The organism is Streptomyces sp. NPDC002886, assembly GCF_042888445.1.
In the GTDB taxonomy this organism is placed as follows: domain Bacteria; phylum Actinomycetota; class Actinomycetes; order Streptomycetales; family Streptomycetaceae; genus Streptomyces.
In genome coordinates, this window is the sequence record NZ_JBIAPV010000008.1 from 262,007 (window position 1) to 285,816 (window position 23,810).

Sequence of the window (23,810 nt, forward strand, 5' to 3'; positions counted from 1 at the left end):
GAGCTGCGAGGGCGAGGTGGCAGCGGCCTGAGGTCGTACAGACCCGAGCGGAGCCGGGGGCGCGGGAGGTTGGCTGGCAGCGGCCGAAGTCGGCGCTGCTTGCGGGGGGTTGGCGGGCGGTTGCGCGGACACCGGCACCCCGAGGGCGGGGCCCGCGGGGGTGAGCGGCGGCGCGATGGACGGGGCCTGGGACTCCGTGGGCGCCGCCGAGGTGGACGCGGCGCCCGACACCGCTGCCGGCGCCACCGCCGAACTGGCCGAGTACCCCGTAGGGGCGGGCGAGAAGAGGACAGCCCCCGACGCTGCCGACGGCTCCGTGAGCGCGGCCGAGGTGGGGGTGGGGGGTGGGGAGGGGGGCGAGGGGTGGAGGGGGTCGGGCATGGGGGTCCTTAGCGGCGGGTGGCGGCGGAGATGGCGTCGGCGAGGCGGTCGAGGACGGCCGCGGCCTGTTCGTCGGTCAGGGTGAGAGGCGGAAGGAGGCGGACGACGCTGGAGTGGCGGCCGCCGAGTTCCACGATCAGACCGCGGTCCAGACAGGCCTGGCGGACGGCTCCGGCGAGGGCGGGCGCGGCCTCCCCCGTGTCCGGGTCGGCCAGTTCGACGCCGAGCATCAGGCCGCGGCCCCGTACGTCCACCACGCACGGATGCGTCGGCATCAGGCCGCGCAGCGCGGCGAGCATGTGGGCGCCCAGGGTCCGCGCGCGCTCCGCGAGGCCGTTCTCCCGGACGTAGGCCAGGGTCGCGGTGCCCGCCGCCATGGCGAGCTGGTTGCCGCGGAAGGTGCCGGCGTGGGCGCCGGGGGCCCACTGGTCCAGCTCCGCGCGGTACACGATCACCGCGAGCGGCAGGCTGCCCCCGATGGCCTTGGAGAGCACCATCACGTCGGGGACGACCCCCGCGTGGTCGACCCCCCAGAAGGCCCCGGTGCGCCCGACCCCCGTCTGCACCTCGTCTGCGATCAGCGGGATCCCCCGCTCCGCCGTGATCTCCCGCATCCTGCGCAGCCAGGCGTCGGGGGCGGGGTGGACTCCGCCCTCTCCCTGGACGGGTTCGAGGATCATCCCGGCGGGTTCGGGCACCCCGCTCTTGGGGTCGTCCAGCAGGCTCCGCGTCCAACGGGCCGACAGTTCCGCCCCCTCGGCCCCGCCGACTCCGAACGGGCAGCGGTGGTCCTGCGGATACGGCAGCCGGGTCACCCGGACGTCCGTGGCCCCGCCGGAAGCGGCCAGCGCCCCCGTGGTCATGCCGTGGTAGGCGCCGGTGAAGGCGAGCAGCCCCGACCGGCCGGTCGCGGTGCGGACGAGGGTGAGCGCGGCCTCCACCGCGTCCGTCCCGGCCGGTCCGCAGAACTGGATGCGGGCATCGGCGGCCAGCTCCGCCGGCAGGTTGGCGAACAGCTCGGTGGTGAAGGCGTCCTTGACCGGGGTCGCGAGGTCCAGAACGTGCAGCGGGGCCCCCGAGTCGAGGACCCCGCGGATGGCTTCGAGCACCACCGGGTGGTTGTGGCCGAGGGCGAGGGTTCCGGCGCCGGAGAGGCAGTCGAGGTAGCGGCGTCCGTCCGCGCCCTCGATGGTCAGCCCCCGTGCGCGCACGGGCACGATGGGCAGGGAGCGCGCGTACGTCCGTGCCGCGGACTCCCGTTGTGCCTGTCTGCGCAGGATCCCCTCCCCCGCACCCCCGTCGGGCGCCGGACCCGGCCCGGCGAAGTGCCCTGTCTCCGTCGCCCGGTCCGCCTGCGGCGGGACCTGCGCCCCGGCCGTGGCCCGCTCGGCCTGCTCGCCCGTCCAAGCCGTCAAAGGCACGAGTGTCGCTCCTCCCGCACGGTTGCTCTTCCGGGGTGCGCCTCGAACACCCACGCTGCTCCCCCATCCCCCGTACGTACCAACGACGGTGGCGGCGACGGATCACGGGTGGTCCCAAGATCCTTGCTCCGGCCCAAGATCCATGCCTGGGCCCAAGATCCATTCCCCGCCCCAAGCCCCTTGCCCCAGCCCTTGCCGCGGCCCGGGCCCCACCCCGCCCCCGCAACCGCGGAACCGGCGCCCCGGGCTGTGCCGTCCCCCAAGGCAGCGGCATAGTGGGGTGCTGCAACCCCGGCGCCCGTCAACACAGGCACCATCCCGAACCACCGAACCACCAGGGGGATTCACGACATGCGACCGATCCGACCGGTCACCGCGATCCTGTGCTCGGCCGCGCTCGCACTGACCGCCGCGGCGTGCGGGCCCGGCGACAGCGAGGCCGACGCCAAGCCGAGCGTGGCGGTGAGCCTCCCCACCAGCCTCGACGGGGTGCAGATCCCGGACGGGCTCAAGGACAAGCTCAAGGAGCACGGCATCGACCTGGAGAAGTGGAAGGGGGGTGAGTGGAAGAACTGGAAGAAGGAGGACTGGCTCCGCGAGGCGGGCGACTACATCAACCCGATCATCGAGGACCTCTGGGACCCGGACCGGATGCGCGACGCGGCCAAGACGCCGCAGCCGCCCGCCGTCGATCCCGATGCGGGCAAGGACCAGGGCGTCACCGACCCGACGCCGCCTCCGGTACGGGCCAAGGCCGCGGCCGCGCCCTACCACCAGAGCGTCCCCGCCTCCGGCAAGGTCTTCTTCGACGGCCCCGAGGGCTCGATGGTCTGCTCGGCGACCGTGGTCAAGGACCCGGCGCACCCCGGCAAGTCCAACATGGTCTGGACGGCGGGCCACTGCGTGCACGCGGGCAAGGCCGGCGGTTGGTACCGCAACATCGCCTTCGTCCCGTCGTACAACAACAAGGGCAAGTCCGCGGCCGCGCTCAAGGGTGCGCCCCGCGAGGAAGTGGCCCCGTACGGCGTGTGGTGGAGCGACTGGGCGCAGACCTCCGACCAGTGGATCGCGACCGGCGGTCCGACCGGCGGCGCGGGTGCCCCGTACGACTTCGCGGTGCTGCACGTGACCCCGGAGAAGGGTGGCGGCAAGTCGCTGGAGGAGACGGTCGGTACGGCGCTTCCGGTGGAGTTCAACGCCCCGGCCGCGCCCAAGATCGCGAAGATGACGGCCACCGGCTACCCGGCGGCGGCTCCGTTCGACGGCCAGAAGACCTTCCAGTGCGTCGACAAGCCGGGCCGGCTGTCGCTGAACGCGACCGACCCCACGATGTACCGCATCGGCTGCACGATGACCGGCGGTTCCTCGGGCGGCGGCTGGGTCGCGGCGGGCAGTGACGGCAAGCCCGCGCTAGTGTCGAACACTTCCATCGGCCCCGCCAAGGCGGGCTGGCTGGCCGGGCCCCGGCTGGGTCCGGAGGCGAAGGGCGTCTTCGACGCCGTGAGCGGCAAGTTCAAGTAACCGCACCCGCGCACCACATGACTGAGGGCCCCCGCTGCTGCGGGGGCCCTCGGCCGTTCATCCGGAAGGCGTTACGCGTTCCTCGTTACGCGTTCCTCGGCACGCGTAACGCGTTCCTCGGCAGGCGTCACCCGGTACGCATTACGCGGTACGCGTCAGTGCTTCGCGAGCACGTACGGAGCGAACTCCGCCGCCAGTTCGGCGTGCACCCGCGCCTTGAGCAGGGTGCCCTCCTCGATGTGCTCCTCGGAGATCACCTCGCCCTCGGCGTGCGCCCGGGCGACCAGCCCGCCGCGCGTGTAGGGCACCACGGCCTCGATCTCGATCGCCGGCCGCGGCAGCTCGGCGTCGATGAGCGCGAGGAGTTCCTCCATGCCCTGACCCGTGCGGGCCGAGACGGCGATGGAGCGCTTCTCGATCCGCAGCAGGCGCTGGAGCACCAGCGGGTCGGCCGCGTCCGCCTTGTTGATCACCACGATCTCGGGCACCTTGACGGCGCCGACCTCGCGGATGACCTCGCGGACCGCCGCCAGCTGCTCCTCCGGCGCCGGGTGCGAGCCGTCCACGATGTGCAGGATGAGGTCGGAGTCGCCGACCTCCTCCATCGTGGAGCGGAACGCCTCGACGAGGTGGTGCGGCAGGTGCCGGACGAAGCCGACCGTGTCGGCCAGGGTGTAGACCCGGCCGGACGGCGTCTCGGCCCGGCGCACGGTCGGGTCGAGGGTGGCGAACAGCGCGTTCTCCACCAGCACGCCCGCGCCCGTGAGGCGGTTGAGCAGCGAGGACTTGCCGGCGTTGGTGTATCCGGCGATGGCGACCGAGGGCACCTTGTTGCGGCGCCGTTCCTGCCGCTTGATGTCGCGGCCGGTCTTCATCTCCGCGATCTCCCGGCGCATCTTCGCCATCTTCTCGCGGATCCGGCGCCGGTCCGTCTCGATCTTGGTCTCACCGGGGCCGCGGGTGGCCATGCCGCCACCGCCGCCGCCACCCATCTGCCGGGACAGCGAGGCACCCCAGCCGCGCAGTCGCGGCAGCATGTACTGCATCTGCGCGAGCGCGACCTGTGCCTTGCCCTCTCGGGACTTGGCGTGCTGGGCGAAGATGTCGAGGATGAGCGCGGTCCGGTCGACCACCTTCACCTTGACGACGTCTTCGAGGGCGATGAGCTGGCCGGGGCTGAGCTCGCCGTCGCAGACGACGGTGTCGGCGCCGCTCTCCATCACGATGTCGCGCAGCTCGCGCGCCTTGCCGGAACCGATGAAGGTGGCCGGGTCGGGCTTGTCGCGGCGCTGGATGACGCCGTCGAGCACGAGCGCGCCCGCCGTCTCGGCGAGGGCGGCGAGCTCCGCGAGGGAGTTGTCGGCGTCCTGCACCGTGCCGGAGGTCCACACGCCGACGAGCACGACCCGCTCCAGGCGGAGCTGGCGGTACTCGACCTCGGTGACGTCTTCGAGTTCGGTGGAGAGGCCGGCCACGCGGCGCAGGGCCGCGCGCTCGGAGCGCTCGTACTGGGCGCCGTCCCGGTCTCCGTCGACCTCGTGGCTCCAGGCGACGTCCTCTTCCATCAGGGCGTCGGCCCGAAGGCTCTCGGTGAAGCTCTGCGGACCCGGCGCATCCTGTGCGTCGTCCCGCGCGTCCTGGGAAGGGGAAGAAGAGGAGGTCATTGGATCCTTACGTCGTTTTCGAATGCGTCCGCGTCAGGCGAAGCGGAGCCAAGGCCAAAGCTACTCCCGCGCGTGACATAACACTGTCACGTCCAACGTGTGACACTCCCCTGGGATTCCCCCGGACTGCGGAGATTCCCCGGGTGGTGCCCAGCGCGGCGGCCCCGTCGATGGTGGCATGCCCGTTCCGCGGACGTCACACGCTTTTCGGGGCGCTCCACTCCGGGTGCCCCGGCATGGCGGGGGTCTTCTTCCCGTACAGCCACGGCTCCAGGAACGCGCCCAGGTCCCGGCCCGCCTCCTGCGAGGCCAGCCGTACGAAGTCCTCCGTACCCGCGATCGCGTCCCGGTGCTCCCCCACCCAGCGCCGCTCCACCCGGTCGAAGGCCTTGACCCCGATCTCCTGCCGCAGCGCGTACAGGATCAGCGCGGCGCCGTCGTAGACCGCCGGCCGGAACAGCCCGATCTTCTCGCCCGGGGCGGCCGGCTTGGGCGCGGCCGGGGGGCCGCCGGCCGCCCGCCACTGGTCGGAGCGCTGGTACGCCTCGCGCATCCGCCGCTCCAGGGAGTACTTGCCGAGGCCGTCCGCGTACAGGGCCTCGTACCAGGTGGCGTGGCCCTCGTTGAGCCACAGGTCGGACCAGGTGCGCGGGCTCACGCTGTCACCGAACCACTGGTGGGCCAGCTCGTGGACCATCACGGACTCGACGTACCACTCGGGGTAGCCGCCCCCGCCCGCGAACAGCGCGCTCTCGAACAGGGACAGGGTCTGCGTCTCCAGCTCGAAGCCGGTACGGGCCTTCGCGATCAGCACCCCGTAGTTCTCGAAGGGGTAGCGGCCGACCCGGGCCTCCATCCACTCGATGTGCCCGGCGGTCTTCTTCAGCCACGGCTCCAGCCGTTCCCGGTCCGCCGCCGGGACCACGTCGCGCAGCGGCAGTCCGTGCGGCCCGGTGCGGTGGATCACGGCCGAGTCGCCGATCGAGACCTGGGCCAGCTCGGTGGCCATCGGGTGCAGGGTCCGGTACGTCCACGTGGTCGCGGCGCCCGCCCGGTGGGCCGGGAGCGCGCCCGGCACCCCGTTGGCCACGGCCGTCGTCCCGGCTGGCGCGCTCACCCGGAAGGTGAAGTACGCCTTGTCGGCGGGGTGGTCGTTGCACGGGAAGACCCGGTGGGCGGCGTCGGCCTGGTTCGCCATGGCCAGCCCGTCATCGGTGACCACCCAGCCGCCGTCGCCGCGGCCGCGCGGGTCGCTGGTGTGCCGGATCGTGATGTGGAGGGGCAGGTCCGGTTCCACCGGCCGGGCGGGGGTCAGGACGAGGTCCTCGCCCACGCTCGCGAAGGCGGCGGGTTCCCCGTTGACCTCGGCCGAGGCCACCTTCCCGTGGGTGAAGTCGAGGTTGACGGTCTCCAGCCGGGTGAGGCTGCGCGCGTCGATGACGGTGACCGCGTCGAGGGGGCTGCTGTTGTTCTTGTAGGCGAAGGACAGGTCGTACGAGAGCACGTCGTAGCCGGGGTTCCCGAGCTCGGGGAACAGCACGTCGCCGATGCCGAGCGCCTTGGGCGGGGGCACGACGGCGGCGACGAGGGTGAGGGAGGCCGCGGCCAGCAGGGCGGCGCGCAGGCGCGGGGAGGTGAGCTGCATCCCCCACCGCTTATCAGCGCCCGCCACGCGCCCGCGAACGGCGCGCGACGGCTCCACCCGAAAGGGGTCGGACCGGTTACGCCCGGCTGACGTCGTAGACCCCCGGCACGTCCCGCATGGCCCGCATCAGCGCCGGGAGGCCCGTCGCGTCGGGCAGCTGCAGGGTGTAGCTGTGCCGCACCCGCTGTTCGACGGGCGGCTCCACGGTCGCGGACACCACCTCGACCCCCTCGCGGGCGATGGCCTCGGTCAGATCGGCCAGCAGGTGTGGGCGGCCGAACGATTCGGCGAGCAGGGTGACCCGGCAGTCCGCGGTCGCCCGCCAGTGCACGGCGACGGGGGTGCGACCCACCGCCCGCATCTGGGCCACGCTCGCGCAGTGGACCCGGTGCACGGTGACGACCCCGCCGCGGATGACGAACCCCTCGACGGCGTCGGGCGGCACCGGGGTGCAGCACCCCGCGAGCCGCACGGTGGCGTCCGGCAGGTCGGCGACGGCGTTGCCCCCGCCACTGCGCAGGCCGATCACCGAGAGCGGTGCCCTGGGGGCCGCGTCGGCGGGCCGGGCCCCGTCGGGGTGGGCCTCCAGCCAGCTGCTGACGGCGATCCGGGCGGCCGGGGTCCTGGCGTGGTCCAGCCAGTCGGCGGTGGGTCCCGAGGAGGCGTCGTGCGAGAGCAGGAGCTGGACGGTGTCCCCGTCCGAGAGCCGGGAGGACAGGGAGGTGAGGCGCCCGTTGACCCGGGCGCCGATACAGCCGTGGGCCGCCTCGCCGTACTGCGCGTAGGCGGCGTCGATACAGCTGGCACCGGCCGGCAGGCCCAGCGTGCCCCCGTCGGCCCGGAACACGGTGATCTCGCGGTCCTGGGCCAGCTCCGAGCGCAGGACGTCCCAGAAGGTGTCGGGGTCGGGCGCCGACTGCTGCCAGTCGAGCAGCCGCGAGAGCCAGCCGGGCCGGGTCGGGTCCACCCGCTCCTCGTCGCAGTCGGACGCCGCGATCGGCTCCGCCGACGGCGGGGAGGTGTACGGATTGCCCAGCGCCACCACGCCCGCCTCCGCGACCCGGTGCATCTGCCGGGTCCGGACGATGACCTCGGCGACGTACCCCTCGGGCGTGGCGAAGGCGGTGTGCAGGGACTGGTAGAGGTTGAACTTCGGGGAGGCGATGAAGTCCTTGAACTCGGAGATGACCGGGGTGAAGCAGGTGTGCAGCTCCCCCAGCACGGCATAGCAGTCCGCGTTCTCCCCCACGAGGACCAGCAGCCGGCCGAAGTCGGAGCCGCGCAGCTCCCCGCGCTTGAGGGAGATCCGGTGCACGGAGACGAAGTGCCGGGGCCGCACCACGACCTCGGCCGCGATGCCGGCGTCGCGCAGGACGGCCCGTACCGAGTCGGCGATGGCGGGCAGCGGGTCGCGCTCGCCCGCGTGGGCCGCGATGAGCGCGCGGGTGTGCTCGTACTCCTCGGGGTGCAGGATCGCGAAGACGAGGTCCTCCAGCTCGGTCTTCAGGGCCTGCACGCCGAGCCGTTCGGCGAGCGGGATGAGGACGTCGCGGGTGACCTTCGCGATGCGGGCCTGTTTCTCCGGCCGCATCACCCCGAGGGTGCGCATGTTGTGCAGCCGGTCGGCGAGCTTGATGGACATCACGCGGACGTCGTTGCCGGTGGCGACGAGCATCTTGCGGAAGGTCTCGGGCTCGGCGGCCGCGCCGTAGTCGATCTTCTCGACCTTGGTGACGCCGTCGACGATGAAGCAGACCTCGTCGCCGAACTCCTCGCGGACCTGATCGAGGGTCACGTCGGTGTCCTCCACGGTGTCGTGGAGGAGCGAGGCCGTCAGGGTCGTGGTTTCGGCGCCCAGTTCGGCCAGGATGAGCGTGACGGCGAGCGGATGTGTGATGTACGGCTCACCGCTCTTGCGCATCTGGCCGCGGTGCGAGGTCTCGGCGAGCAGGTACGCGCGGCGCAGGAGCGACAGGTCCGCGTCGGGGTGATGGGCGCGGTGCGCTTCGGCGACATGGCCGATGGCGTCCGGCAGCCGGTCCCGGGGCGTGGGTCCGAGCAGCGCGGCCCGTCCGAGTCGTCGCAGGTCAAGCCTGGTCCTGCCACGTCTGCGAAGTTCAGGCAGCGCTTCGGGACGTGCTTCGGGGTTCGTGGCCTCTGCACTCATGGGCACCTCCGACGGCATCGACCGGCGGTGGTGGGCATGGGGTGAGCCCTCAGGGCCGGTGCCTGATGCTACCGACCCCACCACGTGGCGCAGTCCACCTCTCGCTCAGCGTGAAACGGATCACCCATTAGAGGGAAGCTTCAGGCGAAAGCCGTTTCGGTGAGCCAGGCGGGATCGAACTCGCCCTCGGCCACGATCACGGCGGGTCCGGTCATCTCGATCCGCCCGTCGGGGTGCTCGGTGATGACCAGCGTGCCGCCGGGCAGATCGACGGTGTACGTGGCCGGCGCGCCGGTGACGGCCGGGTCGACGCCGTCGCGGCGGATGGCCGCCACGGCGACCGCGCAGGCGCCGGTGCCGCAGGAGCGGGTCTCGCCGGAGCCGCGCTCGTGGACGCGCATGGCGACGTGCCGGGGGCCGCGGTCGACGACGAACTCGACGTTGACACCCGTCGGGTAGGCGGACGCCGGGCTGTACGGGGGCGGGTCCAGCAGCTTCCCGGCGTCGTCCAGGCTGTCAACGAAGGCCACCGCGTGCGGGTTCCCCATGTTGACGTTGCGCGCGGGCCAGGAGCGCTCGCCGACGGAGACGGTGACCTCGCCCTCGGGCAGCTCGGCCCGGCCCATGGAGACGGTCACGTCGCCGGTCTTGTCGAGGTGCACCCGCTTGACCCCGCCGCGCGTGGCGACGGCCAGGTCGCCCGGCTCCACGTGTCCGGCGTGCTGGAGGTAGCGGGCGAAGACGCGGACGCCGTTGCCGCACATCTCGGCGATGGAGCCGTCGCTGTTGCGGTAGTCCATGAACCACTCGGCCTCGCCGGCCAGGTGCGCGGCCTCGGGGTGCGCGGCGGAGCGCACGACGTGCAGCACGCCGTCCGCGCCGATCCCGGCGCGCCGGTCGCACAGCCGCGCCACGGCGGAGGCCGACAGCTCGATGGCGTTGTCCGGGTCCGGGACGATCACGAAGTCGTTCTCGGTGCCGTGGCCCTTGAGGAAGGAAAGGCTGGTCTGCGTCACCCGCCCATCGTACCGAGGCCGCGCACCGTACGGCCGGGCCGCCCCGCTAGCGGAGCCGGGCCACCCGGTACACCGCGAGCGCCACCACACCCAGCGCGACCAGCGCGTACAGCAGGGCGAGGCGCCAGTCGGGGCGCTGCCCCGAGCCGCGGGCCGGGAGCCCCGGCAGGGCGTAGCCCACGCGGCGCGCGGCCATCAGGCCCCAGCCGCCGGCGCAGCAGCTGATGAGGAATCCGAGCATCGCGACGACCGCTCCGCCGTCGCCGAACTCGAAGGCGAGCGGGAAGGCGAACATCAGGGAGCCGGCCGCGGCCAGCATGACGATGGGGGCGATCTGCCAGAGCCTGAGCCTGCGCTGCGGGCGCAGTTCCACCTCGAAGGCGGGGGCTGCGGCGGCCTCCGCCTCGGCGGAGTCGGGCGCGTCCGGACCGTCGGGGGTCAGCCGCGCGGGATCGGCGGGCAGTCCGAGACCGTCGGCGTCGGCGGGCAGGGCGAGGGCGTCCGCGTCCACCGGCGTTCCACCGAGCGGGCCGTCGCCATCGGCGAGGGCGCTGTGTAGCGTCGGGTCCGCTTCCGGCCGGGTGTCGTCCCGACCGGTGTCACGAGGGCCGGCCTCCATCGCCACGCGCCCTCCCCACGTTGGACTTCGTACGCTGCCGTACACCGCCGGTGACGGCACCGGCGGAAGTTTGATGATGGCACGCCGTCAGGCCCCGGACGGGCGTGCGGGGCGTCCCGATGCCATCACGTGATCAGGCTGTGACCGCTCGTTCGACCAACGACTGCGCGAGTCCGGCCAGTTCTCCCCGGTCCTCGGCGGCCCCGCTGAGCCAGTGCACCCGCGGGTCGCGGCGGAACCACGAGTCCTGTCGGCGGGCGAACCGCTTGGTGGCGCGCACCGTTTCGGCGCGCGCCTCCTCCTCCGTGCAGTCCCCCGCGAGGGCGGTCAGCACCTGCTGGTAGCCGAGCGCCCTGGAGGCGGTGATTCCGCCCCGCAGGCCCGCGGCCTCCAGCGTGCGGACCTCGTCCACCAGCCCGTCCTCCCACATCCGGTCCACGCGCAGCGCGATCCGCTCGTCGAGCTCGGGCCGGGCCACGTCCACGCCGATCTGGACCGTGTCATAGACGGACTCGTGGCCGGGCAGGTTGGCGGTGAACGGCCGCCCGGTGATCTCGATGACCTCCAGCGCGCGCACGATGCGGCGGCCGTTGCTGGGCAGGATGGCCTGCGCGGCGGCCGGGTCGGCGGCGGCGAGGCGGGCGTGCAGGGCGCCGGGGCCGCGCAGGGTGACCTCGGCCTCCAGCCGGGCCCGGACCTCGGGGTCGGTGCCGGGGAACTCCATGGCGTCGAGCGCGCCGCGCACGTAGAGGCCGGACCCGCCGACGAGGACCGGCGTACGGCCCTGGGCGAGCAGCTTGTCGATCTCGGCGCGGGCGAGCCGCTGGTACTCGGCGACGCTCGCCGTCTCGGTGACGTCCCAGATGTCGAGGAGGTGGTGGGGGACCCCGCCGCGCTCCTCGGTCGTCAGTTTGGCGGTACCGATGTCCATCCCCCGGTACAGCTGCATCGAGTCGGCGTTGACGACTTCGCCGTCGAAATGACGGGCCAGGGCTACGCCCAGATCGGACTTTCCGGCCGCGGTGGGTCCTACGACGGCGATGACCCGCGGGGCGGGGGCTGCTTTCCTCACCGCACCAGTCTCGCAGCCCTCCGTCAAGGCATCGCCATGTACCCGATCGAGCTACGTGACGGGACCTGAGCGGGGTCGTTGCCCTGACGGGGTTCCGGCCGGGCGTACGCCTGCCGTGCGGCGGCCCGTCCACGGCGGAACTTCACTCACACGAGTAACGTTATAGGAGTAGACATGGGCATTTTGGACCGGCTTCTCGGCCGCAAGACCCCGGCGACGACCGAAGAGGCCGTTTCCGCGGATCTGACGGCGGAGTCCGCGACGGCCGACGAGGCCGGGACCGAGCAGGCTGTGGCGGAGGAGAGCGCGGCGGCCGAGGCCGTCGAGATCCCGAAGCAGCAGACGGCGGAGGTCAGCGCGGACAGCGAGGCCGCAGAGGGTGCCCGTACGTAGCCTCGCTATTGGAAGGTGACCCATGGGCCTGCTGGACAATCTGAAGGCCAAGCTCGCGCCCGCCAAGGACAAGGTCGGCGACCTCGCTGCACAGCACGAGGGCAAGATCACCCAGAATCTGGAGAAGGTGGCCAAGGCCGTCGACTCCAAGACCAAGGGCAAGTACAGCGGCCAGATCTCTAGCGGCGCGGACAAGGCGAAGGACGCCCTGGGCAAGATCGCGCACAAGGACGCTCCCGGCGGGCCGACGCCGCCGGCCGCTTCCTGACGCGGTCCCGGAATCCTCCGGACTCCCCGGTACGACGGAAGGGGCCCGGCACCACGTGGTGCCGGGCCCCTTCTCCGTTCCATGCAGCCGCCGCTACGGCCTACGACCAGGCGGCGACGAAGTACCCGACCCCGTACGGGGCGTCCTCGTACAGCAGCCGTCCTTCGAGTCCGGCTCCCTCGGCGGCGCCCGCGAGGACCTGCCAGGGGGCCCGGCCGGCGACCTGCAGCTCGGCGGCGAGTCCCGCGTCGAGGGCGGCGAGGGCGGGCAGGTCGGCGGCGCCGAGCGCGCGGGCGGCCTCGGCGTCGAAGCCGGCGGCCCGTTCGTCGAGGTAGCCGGGGGCCTTGAGGGTGCGCCGCGCACTGCCGTCGCCCATGACGAGCAGGGCGACCCGGTCCTCGCGTACGGCGAGCTCCCGGCCGGCCTCCAGGCACCGCTCGGTGTCCAGCGGCCCGGCGACCCCGAACCCCTCCAGGGGCGCGGCGCCCCAGCCCGCCCGGCCGAGCAGCCAGGCGCCCACGGCGAGCGGGGTGGGCAGCAGCCGCGGCCCCTCCTCGCCCTCGCCCAGCCGTACGTCGGCCGCGACCCCGAACCCCCGGAAGGTGCCGCGGGCACCCTGGGGGTAGGCGCCGTGATGGTCGGGATCGCAGGCTCCGACCACGACGAGCAGATCGGGCCGGGAGGCGGCGAGCACGGACAGCGCGTCGGAACAGGCGGTCCGGGCGTCGGCGAGTTCGGCGGCGGCGCCCGTGGCGAGCTCCGGCAGGAGCATCGGCGGGGCGGGGCAGACGGCGGCGGCTACGAGCATGATCCGCAGCGTAGCCGCCCGTGCTTCCTTACGCGCCGGACTCCGTCCGGCGGTGGCCGGTCGGGGTCCTGCGCAGCGGGGCGGAGCCGGTAAGGCCGCCAAGGGGCCGCACCGCGCGAGCGACGCCCTAAGAAGGCGTGGGGCTGGCGCAGCCCGAGGTCGTGGCCGGGAGGGGGGCCGGGACGCCCAGGGTCGGGATGCCCAGGAGGACGCCCTTCGGCTGCGCCGGAGCCGCGTTGCGCTTCTCCCACGCGTCGCCCGCGCGGGTACGGCGTACCGCACCCGTCGGGCCCTCCGCGAGGAGGTGGTGGGGGGCCGCGTAGGTGATCTCGACGGTCACCACGTCGCCCGGGCGGACCTCGTCCTCGGGCTTCGTGAAGTGGACCAGGCGGTTGTCGGGGGCCCGCCCGGACAGCCGATGGGTGGCGCCGTCCTTGCGGCCCTCGCCCTCCGCGACCATGACCTCCAGGGTCCGGCCGACCTGCTTCTTGTTCTCGTCCCAGGAGATCTCCTCCTGGAGGGCGACCAGGCGCATGTACCGCTCCTGGACGACCTCCTTGGGGATCTGCCCCTCCATGTCGGCGGCCGGGGTCCCGGGGCGCTTGGAGTACTGGAAGGTGAAGGCGTTCGCGAAGCGCGCCTCGCGGACCGCGTGCATGGTCTGCTGGAAGTCCTCCTCCGTCTCACCGGGGAAGCCCACGATGATGTCGGTGGAGATCGCCGCGTGCGGGATGGAGGCGCGGACCTTCTCGATGATGCCGAGGAAGCGGTCCTGGCGGTACGAGCGGCGCATGGCGCGCAGGATCGTGTCCGATCCCGACTGCATCGGCATGTGCAGCTGCGGCATGACGTTGGGGGTCTCGGCCATGGCCGCGATCACGTCGTCGGTGAAGTCGCGCGGGTGCGGGGAGGTGAAGCGGACCCGCTCCAGGCCCTCGATGGCCCCGCAGGCGCGCAGCAGCTTGGAGAAGGCCTCGCGGTCGCCCAGGTCGGAGCCGTAGGCGTTGACGTTCTGGCCGAGCAGGGTGATCTCGGAGACGCCCTCGGCGACCAGTGCCTCGACCTCGGCGAGGATGTCGCCGGGCCGGCGGTCCTCCTCCTTGCCGCGCAGCGCCGGGACGATGCAGAAGGTGCAGGTGTTGTTGCAGCCGACGGAGATCGAGACCCAGGCGGCGTACGCGGACTCGCGCCGGGTCGGAAGCGTGGAGGGGAAGGCCTCCAGCGATTCGGCGATCTCGATCTGCGCCTCTTCCTGGATGCGCGCGCGCTCCAGGAGGACGGGCAGCTTGCCGATGTTGTGCGTGCCGAAGACCACGTCGACCCAGGGGGCGCGGTCCACGATCGTGTCGCGGTCCTTCTGCGCGAGGCAGCCGCCGACGGCGATCTGCATGCCGGGGCGCTTGGTCTTCATCGGCGCGAGCCGGCCGAGGTTGCCGTAGAGCTTGTTGTCGGCGTTCTCGCGGACCGCGCAGGTGTTGAACACGACGACGTCGGCGTCACCGTCGGAGCCCTGGGGCGCGCGGACGTACCCGGCGTCCTCCAGCAGGCCGGACAGCCGCTCGGAGTCGTGCACGTTCATCTGACAGCCGTACGTCCGGACCTCGTACGTTTTCACAACAGTCGCCTCGCCGCTCTCGGTACTCACCCAGCAAGGGTACGGGTCGGGCGTGGCGGCCCGGGCCGGGCGTGGGCCGGAGCGGGCCGGGGAGGCCCGGCGGGGCGGGCGGGCCGTGACAGGACGGCGGGTCGGTGGCAGGATCGCGGCCATGCCTCTCGTACCGCCCCGGATCAGCAGGCGCCGTGCCCTGCGGGCCCTGGTGGCCGTCCTGGCGGTGCTCTGTGCCCTCGTCTGGTGGCTGCGGCCCTTCGGCCGGCCGGAGCTCACGGGTGAGATCACCTTCAGCACCGGCGTCCAGCAGGGGGTCTACCACCGCTACGGCCTGCTGCTGGAGAAGGCGCTCGCCGAGGACGTGCCCGGGGTCCGGGTCCGGCTGAACACGAGCGAGGGTTCGCAGCAGAACCTGCAGCGGGTGGCCGCGGGCGAGGCCGACTTCACCGTGGCGACGGCCGACGCGGTGGCCAAGTACCAGGTCGACCGGAAGCCCGGAGCGGACCGGCTGCGCGGGCTGGCCCGCCTCTACGACGACTACGTCCAGCTCGTGGTCCCCGCCGGCTCGCCCGTCCAGTCCACCCGGGACCTGCGGGGCAAGCGGGTCGCCGTCGGCCAGGAGGGCTCGGGCGTGCGGCTGATCTCCGAGCGGATGTTCAGGGCCGCGGGCCTGGACCCCGCCCGCGACGTCACCCCGGTGGCCATCGGCATCGACACCGTGCCGGCGGAGCTGGAGGCCGGCCGGATCGACGCGTTCTTCTGGTCGGGCGGGCTGCCCACCACCGCCGTGCGGGAGCTCTCGGAGCGGTTCGAGATCCGGCTCGTGCAGCTCGGCGACCTGGTGGAGGCGCTCCAGGCCAGCGGCAGCCCGGCGCGGTACTACCGGGCGGCGGTGATGCCGCAGGACGCCTACGACCACATCCGCAGCAACGCGGCGGTGTCCACCGTCGCGGTGCCGAACCTGCTGGTGACGCGGGACGACGCGGGCGCCGAGCTGACGGAACAGTTCACGCGCACGGTGATCGACAGCCGCGACCCCATCGGCAAGCAGGTGCACGCGGCCCAGCTCGTGGACCTGCGGACGGCGATCTACACGGATCCCCTGCAACTGCACGAGGGCGCGGCCCGCTACTACCGCTCCGTCAAGCCCTGAGACCCGCCGCTCACTGCCGCAGCAGCATCGCCGCCGCGGCGGCGGCCCCGATCAGGCCCGCGTGGGTGCCCAGCGTCGCCGGGACGACCTGGAGGTCCTTGACGAAGGACAGGGTCGCGTACGAGGCCAGGTGCGCGCGGACCGGCCCGAAGAGGGTGTCCCCGCAGGCGGCGACGCCGCCTCCGATGACGGCGATGTCGGTCTCGACGAGGGTGGCGGTGGCCGCGATGGCGGCGGCCAGTGCCCGGCCCGCGCGGTCGAAGGCGGCGAGGGCGACGGGATCGCCCGCGGCAGCGGCGGCGGCCACCCCGGCCGCGGTGGCGTCCCCGGCCGGGACCCATCCCTGGGCCAGGGCCCACGCCGCGATGGCGGTGCCGGAGGCGAGGGACTCCACGCAGCCGCGGCCGCCGCAGGCGCAGGGCTCGCCGTCGAAGGCGACGCTGATGTGGCCGATGTGACCCGCGTTCCCGGTGGGGCCGGTGTGGAGCTGGTTGTTCAGGACGAGTCCGCCGCCGACCCCGGTGGAGACCACCATGCAGAGCGCGTTGGCGTGCCCGCGGGCGGCGCCCAGCCAGTGCTCGGCGGCGGTCATCGCCACCCCGTCGCCGGCCAGCACCGTCGGGATCCCGGCCCCGTGCCGCGCGAGCTCGGCCTCCACCCGGGCCTGGACGGGGAAGCCGCGCCAGGCGCCGATGTTGACCGGGCTGACCGTACCGAGCGCGGTGTCCACCGGGCCCGCGCTGCCGATCCCGCACCGGACGGCCGAGGACCACAGCGGGGACTTCGCGAGCTCCGCGAGGACCTCCGCGACGGCGGCGAACACGGTGTCCCCGTCGGCGTCGCGCGGGGTGGGCCGGCGGGTGGTGGCCGTCATCGAGCCGTCGGAGTCCACCAGTGCTCCGGCGATCTTCGTACCGCCGATGTCGATCGCGACCGTCGGCCCGGAGTCGGCCGGCGCACCGGCGCGCGGGGCGGGGAATGCGGAGGTGGGGGTGGGAGTGGTCACGATGGCGCTCTCCAGGAAGGGGTCGGTTTCAGTATGCGGCCGGCGGCGGCGCCGTACTCTCGCGGGGCTCCAGCCTGGGCAGCTCGCTCTCGCGGGACCTCGGCGGGCCCCCCGCGAGGAGGGCGAGGAGCTCCTCGGCGGCGAGCCGGCCGAAGCCGGCGGTGTCGCGGACCAGGGCGGTGAGCCGGGGGCGGGTGACCCGGCAGAGCGCCGAGTCGTCCCAGGCGACGACGGAGAGCCCGCCCGGGACCGGGATGCCCAGCTCGGAGGCGACGGCCACGCCGGCCACCGCCATCACGTCGTTGTCGTAGACGATCGCGGTCGGCGGCTCCGGCTCGGCGAGGATCCGCCGGGTGGCCTCCGCCCCCTCGGCGTCGGAGTAGTCGGTGGTGACCGAGCGCACCTGACCGGGTCCGAGGCCCAGGCGCCGGGCCTCCGCGCGCAGCGAGACCATCCGGCGGTCGGTGTGGGCGAGTCCCGGCATTCCCGCGACGTGCGCGATCCGGCGGTGGCCGAGCCCGTAGAGGTGGTCGAGCACCTGTGCCATGGCACCGGCGTCGTCGGCCCGGACGGCGGACAGGGCGACGGGGGCGGCGGGGGCAGCCGAGTCGAGGCCGGCGGGGTCGGGGACGGCCGAGGCCGGTCCCGCCTCCCCCACCGTGACGGCCGGCAGCGCGAGCTGTTCGAGCAGGGCGGGGCGCGGGTCGTCGGTCCTCGGGTCCACGACGACGACCCCGTCGACGCGCCGCTCGGCCCACCAGCGGCGGTAGACGGCGCATTCCGCGTCGAGGTCCTCGACCACCTGGAAGAGCAGCGCGATCCGGCCGGCGGCCAGCACCTCCTGGATGCCGGAGACCAGCTGGAGGAAGAAGGACTCCACGCCGAGGGTGTGCGCGGGCCGGGCGAGGACCAGGCCGACGGCGCCGGAGTGTTCCCCGGAGAGGGCGCGCGCGGCGCTGTTGGGCTGCCAGCCGAGTTCCTCGGCCACCCGCCGGACGCGGGCGCGGGTGTCCTGGGAGACCCCGGGCCGGTTGTTGAGCGCGAAGGAGACGGCGCTCTCGGACACCCCGGCTTGGCGGGCGATGTCCTTGATGGTGGGTCTGCGGGCCATGGCCTGTCTCATCCCTCGCTGACGTGGACGGCAATGGCCGGACCGTACGCGATCCTGCCCTGGCAGACCGCCTTGACCACGATCCAGTACTCCCCGGCGGGGGTGGTGAGCGGCGGCCGCAGCTCGAAGAGGACTTGCGTCTCGCCGTCCGCCGGAACCTCCACGGGCAGCACGGCTGGGGCCGTCAGCTCCCAGGTGCCGAACGGGGAGACGGCGTACGCCTGCCCCGTCAGGGCGCTGCGGATGCCCGTGGAGCCGATCCGCGCCCGTACGAGGCCCCGCCCGCCGGGGGCGACGGTGACCGTGTCGACGGGGTCCGGCGCGGCCACCCACAGCCCGGCCGGCGACGCGGCCGGGCCGCCGGGCACGGTGACGGTGAGCACGTCCTCGAAGGTGCCCCCCGGGGTGGTGGCGAGGATCCGGACCAGGTGTTCGCCGGGCCGCGCTCCGGCGGCGGGCTCCACGGCGAGCGGGAAGGAGAGGTGACCGCCGGCCGGGAGCTCGGCCCGCCGCCGGGTCCAGGAGGTGGTCCAGCCCTCCGGGGCCCGGACCTCCAGCCCGACGGGACCGCCGTCCGCCCGGCCGTGGGCGGCGAGGGTGACCGTGGCTCCGGCGGGAACGCCCTCGCACGTCACCGTGTACGGGGCGTCGCCGAGCGGGGCCGTCCCGGTGTTGTGCAGCCAGTACCGGCTGAACACCGGCTGGTGCGCCTCCCGTTCCGCTTCGCGCAGCGGCATGCCGGATTCCGTGAGCAGCAGGAGCGTGGTCGTCGCGGCGCCCTGGACCTGCCCCTCGAAGAACCCGGTGGGGCGGTCCAGCAGATCGGCCTCGGCGGCCGGATCCGTCGGCCACAGGGTGTCCGCCATCACCGGGCGGCCGTGCGTTTCGCGCAGCCGGACGGCGAGGTCGGCGCGGTCGCCGGAGCCCTCGGCCCGCTTGACCGTCTCGATCAGCACCCGGTCGGCCGGCTCCACACCGAGCAGCGAGCGCGCGGGTGGCCGGGGCCCCTCGGCCGGGGCGGCCGTGACCGCGGTGAGCGGCTTGTTGAACTCCCGTCCGCGGCGTGCGAGGTCCACCGCCCGCCAGTCCCCGGAGCCCGCGACCAGCGCGTGCTCGAAGACGTGGGTCCAGTGCTGGAGTTGGAAGGAGCTGCCGTCGGGGGCGGTGCGGCGCGGCGGGTCCATCCACTCCCCGCTCGGGCGGCCGGTGCAGGACCGCATCAGGGTGCTGTGCAGCCGCCCGGCGGTGTCGACGGCGAAGCTGGGCGTGCCGCGCACCAGGATCCCGACCGTGCGGTCCGCGTACGCCTCCCCGTGCGGGTCGGCCGTCCCGTGCGGGTCCGCCGTCTCGTGCGGGTCCGCCGTCTCGTGCGCATACGCCTCCTCCTGCGCGCCCGCTCCCATGGCGTAGCCCGCCGGAGTCGTGGCGTCGATCCGGCCCGACGCGGCGACGGCCCGGGCGAGTTGCTCCGGGGGCCCGGCGTGGACCAGGACCGGCAGGTCCCGCGGGCCCGTCAGATCGCAGCCGGGGCTCCAGAGCGAGCGGAGCCCCGCTCGGGCCGCGATCCAGACCTGCCCGTGTTCCCGTAGGGCTTCTCGCAGGGCCTTCTCGTGGACGGGACCGGCCGATTCCAGCAGGGCCGCCGTGAAGGGGTTCTCCGCGGGGCCGCCGAGCGCGATGCGGAAGTCGGGCAGGCTGCTGTCCGCCGCCAGGTCGCCCCAGCGCGGCCCGGCCGCCCGGGTCGGGGTCGCGGTGACCCCGTACCGCCCGAGGGCGGTGACCAGCTCCCGGAGTCCGGGCGGGGTGAACGCGTCCGGAAGGACGATCTCCGCCGCGCCCAGGGCCCGGCCTCCCGGCCCGGTCATCGGCGCCGAGAGCGCGAACCAGTTCAGGCAGGGGCTGTCCAGGGTCCAGGGCGCCCGGGTGTGGTCGGCTCCGGTGTCCGCCTCGGGGAAGGCGAACCCGCGCCCCACCGCGGCGGCGGCCGTCTCGGCGACGGGCAGTGCCCCGGGCACGTCGGCCGGGATCCGCAGCCGCAGCAGTTGGTCGGAGCCTTCGAACGCGTGCACCGTCGTGGTGAGTTCCGCCCGGTCCAGGCCGTCCCACAGGGTGGTGGTCCGGGTCCAGCGGACGGGCCCGGTGCTCCCGGTGGCCACGATGCGCGAACCGAGCGGCCCGCGCTCCGCCCGGCAGGACTCGGCGGGCCCGGCGCCCGAACCGGTGCCCGGCCCCTTGGGCAGCAGGTGCCAGGGGCCCTCCTCGAAGTAGGGGTGCTTGTCGTACTCCTCCTGCACGACGAGCTCGTCCACCTCGCCGGGGGTGAGGATCTCCTGCCCGGTGCGCCGGTCCAGCAGCCGGGCGAGGCCGCCGCCGCGCGCGGGGTCGGCTTCGGCGCGCAGGAACTCGTTCTCCACGGTGTGCCCGGGCGCCGGCTCCCAGCCGCCCGAGAGCGGCAGCTCCGACGCCGCGAGCCACCAGGTGCGGTGCCCGAGCGAGGGCACGTCCGCGGCGAGGAAGATCAGCTCGGCGGTTCCGTCGGCCACTCCTTCGACGTGCACGGGCGCCGCGCGGCCCGCCTCGTCCAGGACGCTGATCAGGTCGGCGCGGTCGTCGGCGAGGCCGAGCGCCGCCGGCTCGACGCGGGTGCGGACCAGGTCGGTACGGGTCCACGAGACCGGGTTGTGCACGGTGACCGCGAGCGGACCGGGGCCGCGGGTGTCGGCCTCGGCGGTGAGTGCGGCGAGCGCCTCCTCCCGTACGCCGTCGGCCAGTTCGCGGGCCTCGCGCCAGGTGGGGAGCAGGTCGAGGTACACCTGGTCGGAGAAGGTGCCGGTGACGGCGTCGTGGTGGGCGGCGTGCAGCAGGTGGCGCCAGGCCTTGGCCAGGGTCTGCCCGGGGTAGGCGGTCAGGCCTTCGGCGCAGGCGAGCGCGGCGAAGGTCTCGGCCTGTTCGAGGAGGTTTTCGGCGGCCCGGTGCGCCTGTTTCACATCGCCGTAGGTGACGTCCTTGCCGGTGTAGACCGGGCCCATCTCCCGGGTGACCGGGAGCGGCTGCTCGCCGCGCGCCGCGAGTTCGGCGCGGACGGCGTCGAAGTGGGCGCGCGGGCCGGTGTGTTCCATGCGGGGCCAGCAGTAGCGGCGGTTCCAGGCGTGCTGCACGTCCAGGCCCCAGCGGTGCGGCCAGGAGAAGTCGGTGCCCATCGGGATCAGGACGTTCTTCGTCGCGGCGGCGGTGCGCAGCAGCTCGTACAGGTCCAGCAGTTGTTCGGCGGCGGCCTCCGCGTCCGGTGCCTGGTGGGAGAACCAGCCGGCGGAGTAGTGCGCGGGCAGGTAGTGCAGGAGCAGGCCCTGCCCGCCGCTGTCGCCGGGGGCGATCCACTCGTACTCGGCGGGCAGCTGCATGGCGGCGGGTGCGCGCAGCTCGTCGCCCCAGGTGTCCATCATCGGGCCCCACTGGTGGTGGGGGCCGCGGGCGAGGACGGCGGAGTCCAGTCCCACGCCGGCCATCAGGGCGGGGAAGGAGGGGTCGTGGCCGAAGACGTCGAGCTGCCAGGCGGTGCGCGGGTCGGCGCCGAGGGTGCCGCGGTGCAGGGCCAGGCCGTGGACGGCGGAGCGGATGGTGGTCTCGGCGGAGGTGAGGTTGGTGGAGGGCTCGTTGTAGGTGCCGCCGACGATCTCCACGCGGCCTTCGGCGATCAGCGCGCGCAGCTCGGCGCGTTCGGCGGGGTGGGTGTCCCAGTAGGGCTTGAGGTAGTCGACCTCGGAGAGCACGAAGCGGTACGCCGGGTCCTCGCGCGCCTGCTGGAGGTGGAGCGGGATCAGGGTGAAGGCCGGGACGCCGGTGTACTCCCAGCCGCGCTCGGCCTCGCCGGGTTTCAGCGGGGCGTCCCACAGGGCGGTGTAGGCGGCCTGGGTGTTCCACCACATGGGGTCGTAGTGGAAGTGCGGGACCAGCCGTACGGTCCAGCCGGGCTCGGCGACGACCAGGCCGAAGGGCAGTTCGGCGAGCGGCCGGCCGTCGGGGGTGGTGACGCGGACGGTGGCGGGCAGGACGGTTCCGGGGGCGGCGCCCGGGGTGCGGACGGCGACCTCGACGGTGGACTCCACAGCCGCGGCCCCCGGCCCGGCCGGATCCGCGCGGGCATCGGTGCCGGCGTAGGCCTCGGCGGTGTCGGCCCGCACGACGCGGGGGTACGGGGTGGTGATGCCGTCGCCGTGCACCGCCACGTGCAGCGGGCCGGCCGGGCGCGTCCTGCGGATGCGGACCCGGACGACCTGCGAGGGGGTTTCCGGCGCGCCCGTGAAGAGGGCCGGCGTGGTGACCGACGTGACGGTAATTCCACTGTCCATTTCCGCACACTTCCTTGGGTGACAACACCGCTCAACAAGAACTAAACCGCATTAGTCCGCCCAGTTTCAAGCGGCTGAAATCCGCCTGTCAACTGGGCTGAAGCGCATAAGTACCAGTGTCCCCGAGGTCAGGACTTTCATCCCGCCACGTCGGGACGTTCGGAGATAAGGCCGCTGTTGACTTATCCCCCGCGCAGGCGGCAGGTTGTGGGCATCCGGCGAATTCCCCCTGAACTCCAGGACCCTTCATGCACGACGGCAACGCCGCCTCCGCACCCGCCCCCGCTCCCGGCTCCGCACCCGCCGCGGCTCCAGCCTCCGCACCCGTCCGGCCCTTGCGTTTCGGCGCCAACTACACGCCGACGCGCGGCTGGTTCCACCACTGGCTCGACTTCGACCTCGACGAGGTCAGGGCCGACCTCGACTCGATCGCCGGCCTCGGCCTGGACCACGTACGGGTCTTCCCACTGTGGCCGGTGTTCCAGCCGAACCGGACGCTGATCCGCCCGCGCGCCGTCGAACAGCTCGTCGCGCTCGCCGACGCGGCCGCCGAACGCGGCCTCGACGTCAACGTGGACGGGCTCCAGGGGCACCTGTCGAGCTTCGACTTCCTGCCCGCGTGGACCGGCACCTGGCACCGGCGCAACATCTTCAGCGATCCGCAGGTCGTCGCCGGGCAGGAGGAGTACCTGCGCACGCTGGCCGCCGCCCTCGCGGACCGGCCGAACTTCCTGGGCATGACGGTCGGCAACGAGATCAACCAGTTCTCCGACGATCCGCACCCGTCCCCCGACCGGATCACCCAGGAGCAGGCCGGGCGCTGGCTGGAGCGGATGCTCACCGCCTGCGAGGAGGGCGCGCCGGGCCGCATGCACCTGCACGCCGAGTACGACGCCGCCTGGTACCAGGACGGCCATCCCTTCACCGTGGCCCAGGCGGCCCGGCTGGGCGCCGCGACGGCCGTGCACTCGTGGGTGTTCAACGGCACCGCGCAGCGCCACGGCCGGACCGGGACGGCGACCGAGCACCACGCCGCGTACCTGATCGAGCTGTCCAAGGCCTGGGCCCGCGATCCCCTGCGCCCGGTCTGGCTCCAGGAAGTGGGCGCGCCCGCGCCGCTGATCCAGCCCGAGCACGCCGCCTCCTTCACCGAGGCGACCGTGGCGAACGCCCTGGACTGCCCCGGCCTGTGGGGCGTGACCTGGTGGTGCTCGCACGACGTGTCGCGCGAGCTCGCGGACTTCCCCGAGCTGGAGTACGGGCTCGGGCTGCTCACCAACGACCGCCGGACCAAGCCCGCCGGCGAGGTCATCGCCCGGATCACCGGGGAGTGGCGGGGCCGCGAGCACCGCCCGGCCGTGCGCGGGGCCGCGCTCGCCGTGGACGTCGGCGGCGCCGAGTCCGCGCCGAACCGCTCGGTGTGCGCCCCCGGCGGGGCGTTCTTCGAGGCCTGGGCGGAGCTCACCGCCCAGGGGGTCCGGCCGGCGGTGGTCCTGGCCGAGCTCGCCGGGGACGCGGAGCACCTGGCCGCCCGCAGCATCACCGAGGTACTGCACGTGTCCGACGTCACCGCCCGGGCCTGACCGGCCCCGGCCCCTACGGAGGAG

17 protein-coding genes are annotated in these 23,810 nt (G+C 73.7%); 5 read left to right on the plus strand and 12 right to left on the minus strand.

Annotated features, from left to right (window positions below; genetic code table 11):
- Positions 1–389 precede the first annotated feature (389 nt).
- Positions 390–1,661: a diaminobutyrate--2-oxoglutarate transaminase family protein gene (locus ACFYYB_RS30915; RefSeq protein WP_389439466.1), complete on the minus strand. Its 1,272-nt coding sequence runs from the start codon at positions 1,659–1,661 to the stop codon at positions 390–392.
- A gap of 492 nt (positions 1,662–2,153) precedes the next feature.
- Between ACFYYB_RS30915 and ACFYYB_RS30920 the strand changes: the two genes are divergently transcribed.
- Positions 2,154–3,323 (plus strand): hypothetical protein, encoded by a 1,170-nt coding sequence (locus tag ACFYYB_RS30920; RefSeq protein ID WP_389439358.1) that lies wholly within the window; start codon positions 2,154–2,156, stop codon positions 3,321–3,323.
- Between the two features lie 155 nt (positions 3,324–3,478).
- On the opposite strand, the gene hflX is transcribed toward ACFYYB_RS30920, so the two are convergent.
- The 6 genes from hflX to miaA all read right to left on the minus strand — a co-directional run bounded on the left by hflX (position 3,479) and on the right by miaA (position 11,506).
- Positions 3,479–4,987: a GTPase HflX gene (gene hflX / locus ACFYYB_RS30925; RefSeq protein WP_389439360.1), complete on the minus strand. Its 1,509-nt coding sequence runs from the start codon at positions 4,985–4,987 to the stop codon at positions 3,479–3,481.
- Between the two features lie 196 nt (positions 4,988–5,183).
- Positions 5,184–6,632 (minus strand): M1 family metallopeptidase, encoded by a 1,449-nt coding sequence (locus tag ACFYYB_RS30930; protein WP_389439362.1) that lies wholly within the window; start codon positions 6,630–6,632, stop codon positions 5,184–5,186.
- 76 nt (positions 6,633–6,708) lie between these two features.
- Positions 6,709–8,799: a RelA/SpoT family protein gene (locus ACFYYB_RS30935; protein ID WP_389439364.1), complete on the minus strand. Its 2,091-nt coding sequence runs from the start codon at positions 8,797–8,799 to the stop codon at positions 6,709–6,711.
- A 140-nt stretch (positions 8,800–8,939) separates the two neighbouring features.
- Positions 8,940–9,815 (minus strand): diaminopimelate epimerase, encoded by an 876-nt coding sequence (gene dapF, locus ACFYYB_RS30940; RefSeq protein WP_389439366.1) that lies wholly within the window; start codon positions 9,813–9,815, stop codon positions 8,940–8,942.
- A gap of 46 nt (positions 9,816–9,861) precedes the next feature.
- On the minus strand, positions 9,862–10,440 hold the full coding sequence (locus ACFYYB_RS30945; protein WP_389439368.1) for a hypothetical protein: 579 nt from the start codon (positions 10,438–10,440) through the stop codon (positions 9,862–9,864).
- Between the two features lie 127 nt (positions 10,441–10,567).
- Positions 10,568–11,506 (minus strand): tRNA (adenosine(37)-N6)-dimethylallyltransferase MiaA, encoded by a 939-nt coding sequence (gene miaA, locus ACFYYB_RS30950; protein ID WP_389439370.1) that lies wholly within the window; start codon positions 11,504–11,506, stop codon positions 10,568–10,570.
- Positions 11,507–11,680: 174 nt separating this feature from the next.
- On the opposite strand from miaA, the gene ACFYYB_RS30955 reads away from it, so the two are divergent.
- Both ACFYYB_RS30955 and ACFYYB_RS30960 read left to right on the plus strand, forming a co-directional pair.
- Entirely contained in the window at positions 11,681–11,899 is a 219-nt protein-coding gene (locus tag ACFYYB_RS30955; protein ID WP_327304211.1) for a gliding motility protein, read from the plus strand.
- Between the two features lie 22 nt (positions 11,900–11,921).
- Complete coding sequence (locus ACFYYB_RS30960) at positions 11,922–12,167, plus strand: antitoxin (protein WP_266881466.1); 246 nt, start codon at positions 11,922–11,924, stop codon at positions 12,165–12,167.
- 100 nt (positions 12,168–12,267) lie between these two features.
- Here the strand turns inward: ACFYYB_RS30960 and ACFYYB_RS30965 are convergent, their stop codons facing one another.
- Positions 12,268–12,975, minus strand: coding sequence for a class III extradiol dioxygenase subunit B-like domain-containing protein (locus tag ACFYYB_RS30965; protein ID WP_389439373.1), 708 nt, complete (start codon positions 12,973–12,975; stop codon positions 12,268–12,270).
- A 127-nt stretch (positions 12,976–13,102) separates the two neighbouring features.
- Positions 13,103–14,620: a tRNA (N6-isopentenyl adenosine(37)-C2)-methylthiotransferase MiaB gene (gene miaB / locus ACFYYB_RS30970; RefSeq protein ID WP_389439375.1), complete on the minus strand. Its 1,518-nt coding sequence runs from the start codon at positions 14,618–14,620 to the stop codon at positions 13,103–13,105.
- 121 nt (positions 14,621–14,741) lie between these two features.
- Here miaB and ACFYYB_RS30975 point away from each other — a divergent pair, with 121 nt between their 5' ends.
- Entirely contained in the window at positions 14,742–15,737 is a 996-nt protein-coding gene (locus tag ACFYYB_RS30975) for a TAXI family TRAP transporter solute-binding subunit (RefSeq protein ID WP_389439377.1), read from the plus strand.
- A 10-nt stretch (positions 15,738–15,747) separates the two neighbouring features.
- On the opposite strand, the gene ACFYYB_RS30980 is transcribed toward ACFYYB_RS30975, so the two are convergent.
- From ACFYYB_RS30980 to ACFYYB_RS30990, 3 genes are all read right to left on the minus strand, one after another.
- Positions 15,748–16,665 carry an ROK family protein gene (locus ACFYYB_RS30980; RefSeq protein WP_389439468.1) on the minus strand — a complete coding sequence of 306 codons (918 nt, stop codon included), beginning with the start codon at positions 16,663–16,665 and terminating at the stop codon, positions 15,748–15,750.
- Positions 16,666–16,771: 106 nt separating this feature from the next.
- Positions 16,772–17,854, minus strand: a complete 1,083-nt coding sequence (locus ACFYYB_RS30985; protein WP_389439379.1) for a LacI family DNA-binding transcriptional regulator — start codon at positions 17,852–17,854, stop codon at positions 16,772–16,774.
- A gap of 8 nt (positions 17,855–17,862) precedes the next feature.
- Positions 17,863–22,203: an NEW3 domain-containing protein gene (locus ACFYYB_RS30990; protein WP_389439381.1), complete on the minus strand. Its 4,341-nt coding sequence runs from the start codon at positions 22,201–22,203 to the stop codon at positions 17,863–17,865.
- Positions 22,204–22,451: 248 nt separating this feature from the next.
- Here ACFYYB_RS30990 and ACFYYB_RS30995 point away from each other — a divergent pair, with 248 nt between their 5' ends.
- A complete protein-coding gene (locus ACFYYB_RS30995; RefSeq protein ID WP_389439383.1) occupies positions 22,452–23,786 on the plus strand; it encodes a glycosyl hydrolase in 1,335 nt (444 codons plus the stop codon).
- Positions 23,787–23,810 lie beyond the last annotated feature (24 nt).

What these genes read in the sequence shown, in the direction of transcription:
- ACFYYB_RS30985 (WP_389439379.1), bottom strand. Translation starts at nt 17,854, where the DNA reads ATGGCCCGCAGACCCACCATCAAGGACATCGCCCGCCAAGCCGGGGTG.
- ACFYYB_RS30930 (WP_389439362.1), bottom strand. Translation starts at nt 6,632, where the DNA reads ATGCAGCTCACCTCCCCGCGCCTGCGCGCCGCCCTGCTGGCCGCGGCC.
- hflX (WP_389439360.1), bottom strand. Translation starts at nt 4,987, where the DNA reads ATGACCTCCTCTTCTTCCCCTTCCCAGGACGCGCGGGACGACGCACAG.
- ACFYYB_RS30960 (WP_266881466.1), top strand. Translation starts at nt 11,922, where the DNA reads ATGGGCCTGCTGGACAATCTGAAGGCCAAGCTCGCGCCCGCCAAGGAC.
- ACFYYB_RS30935 (WP_389439364.1), bottom strand. Translation starts at nt 8,799, where the DNA reads ATGAGTGCAGAGGCCACGAACCCCGAAGCACGTCCCGAAGCGCTGCCT.
- ACFYYB_RS30975 (WP_389439377.1), top strand. Translation starts at nt 14,742, where the DNA reads ATGCCTCTCGTACCGCCCCGGATCAGCAGGCGCCGTGCCCTGCGGGCC.
- ACFYYB_RS30920 (WP_389439358.1), top strand. Translation starts at nt 2,154, where the DNA reads ATGCGACCGATCCGACCGGTCACCGCGATCCTGTGCTCGGCCGCGCTC.
- ACFYYB_RS30965 (WP_389439373.1), bottom strand. Translation starts at nt 12,975, where the DNA reads ATGCTCGTAGCCGCCGCCGTCTGCCCCGCCCCGCCGATGCTCCTGCCG.
- ACFYYB_RS30995 (WP_389439383.1), top strand. Translation starts at nt 22,452, where the DNA reads ATGCACGACGGCAACGCCGCCTCCGCACCCGCCCCCGCTCCCGGCTCC.
- ACFYYB_RS30955 (WP_327304211.1), top strand. Translation starts at nt 11,681, where the DNA reads ATGGGCATTTTGGACCGGCTTCTCGGCCGCAAGACCCCGGCGACGACC.
- ACFYYB_RS30990 (WP_389439381.1), bottom strand. Translation starts at nt 22,203, where the DNA reads ATGGACAGTGGAATTACCGTCACGTCGGTCACCACGCCGGCCCTCTTC.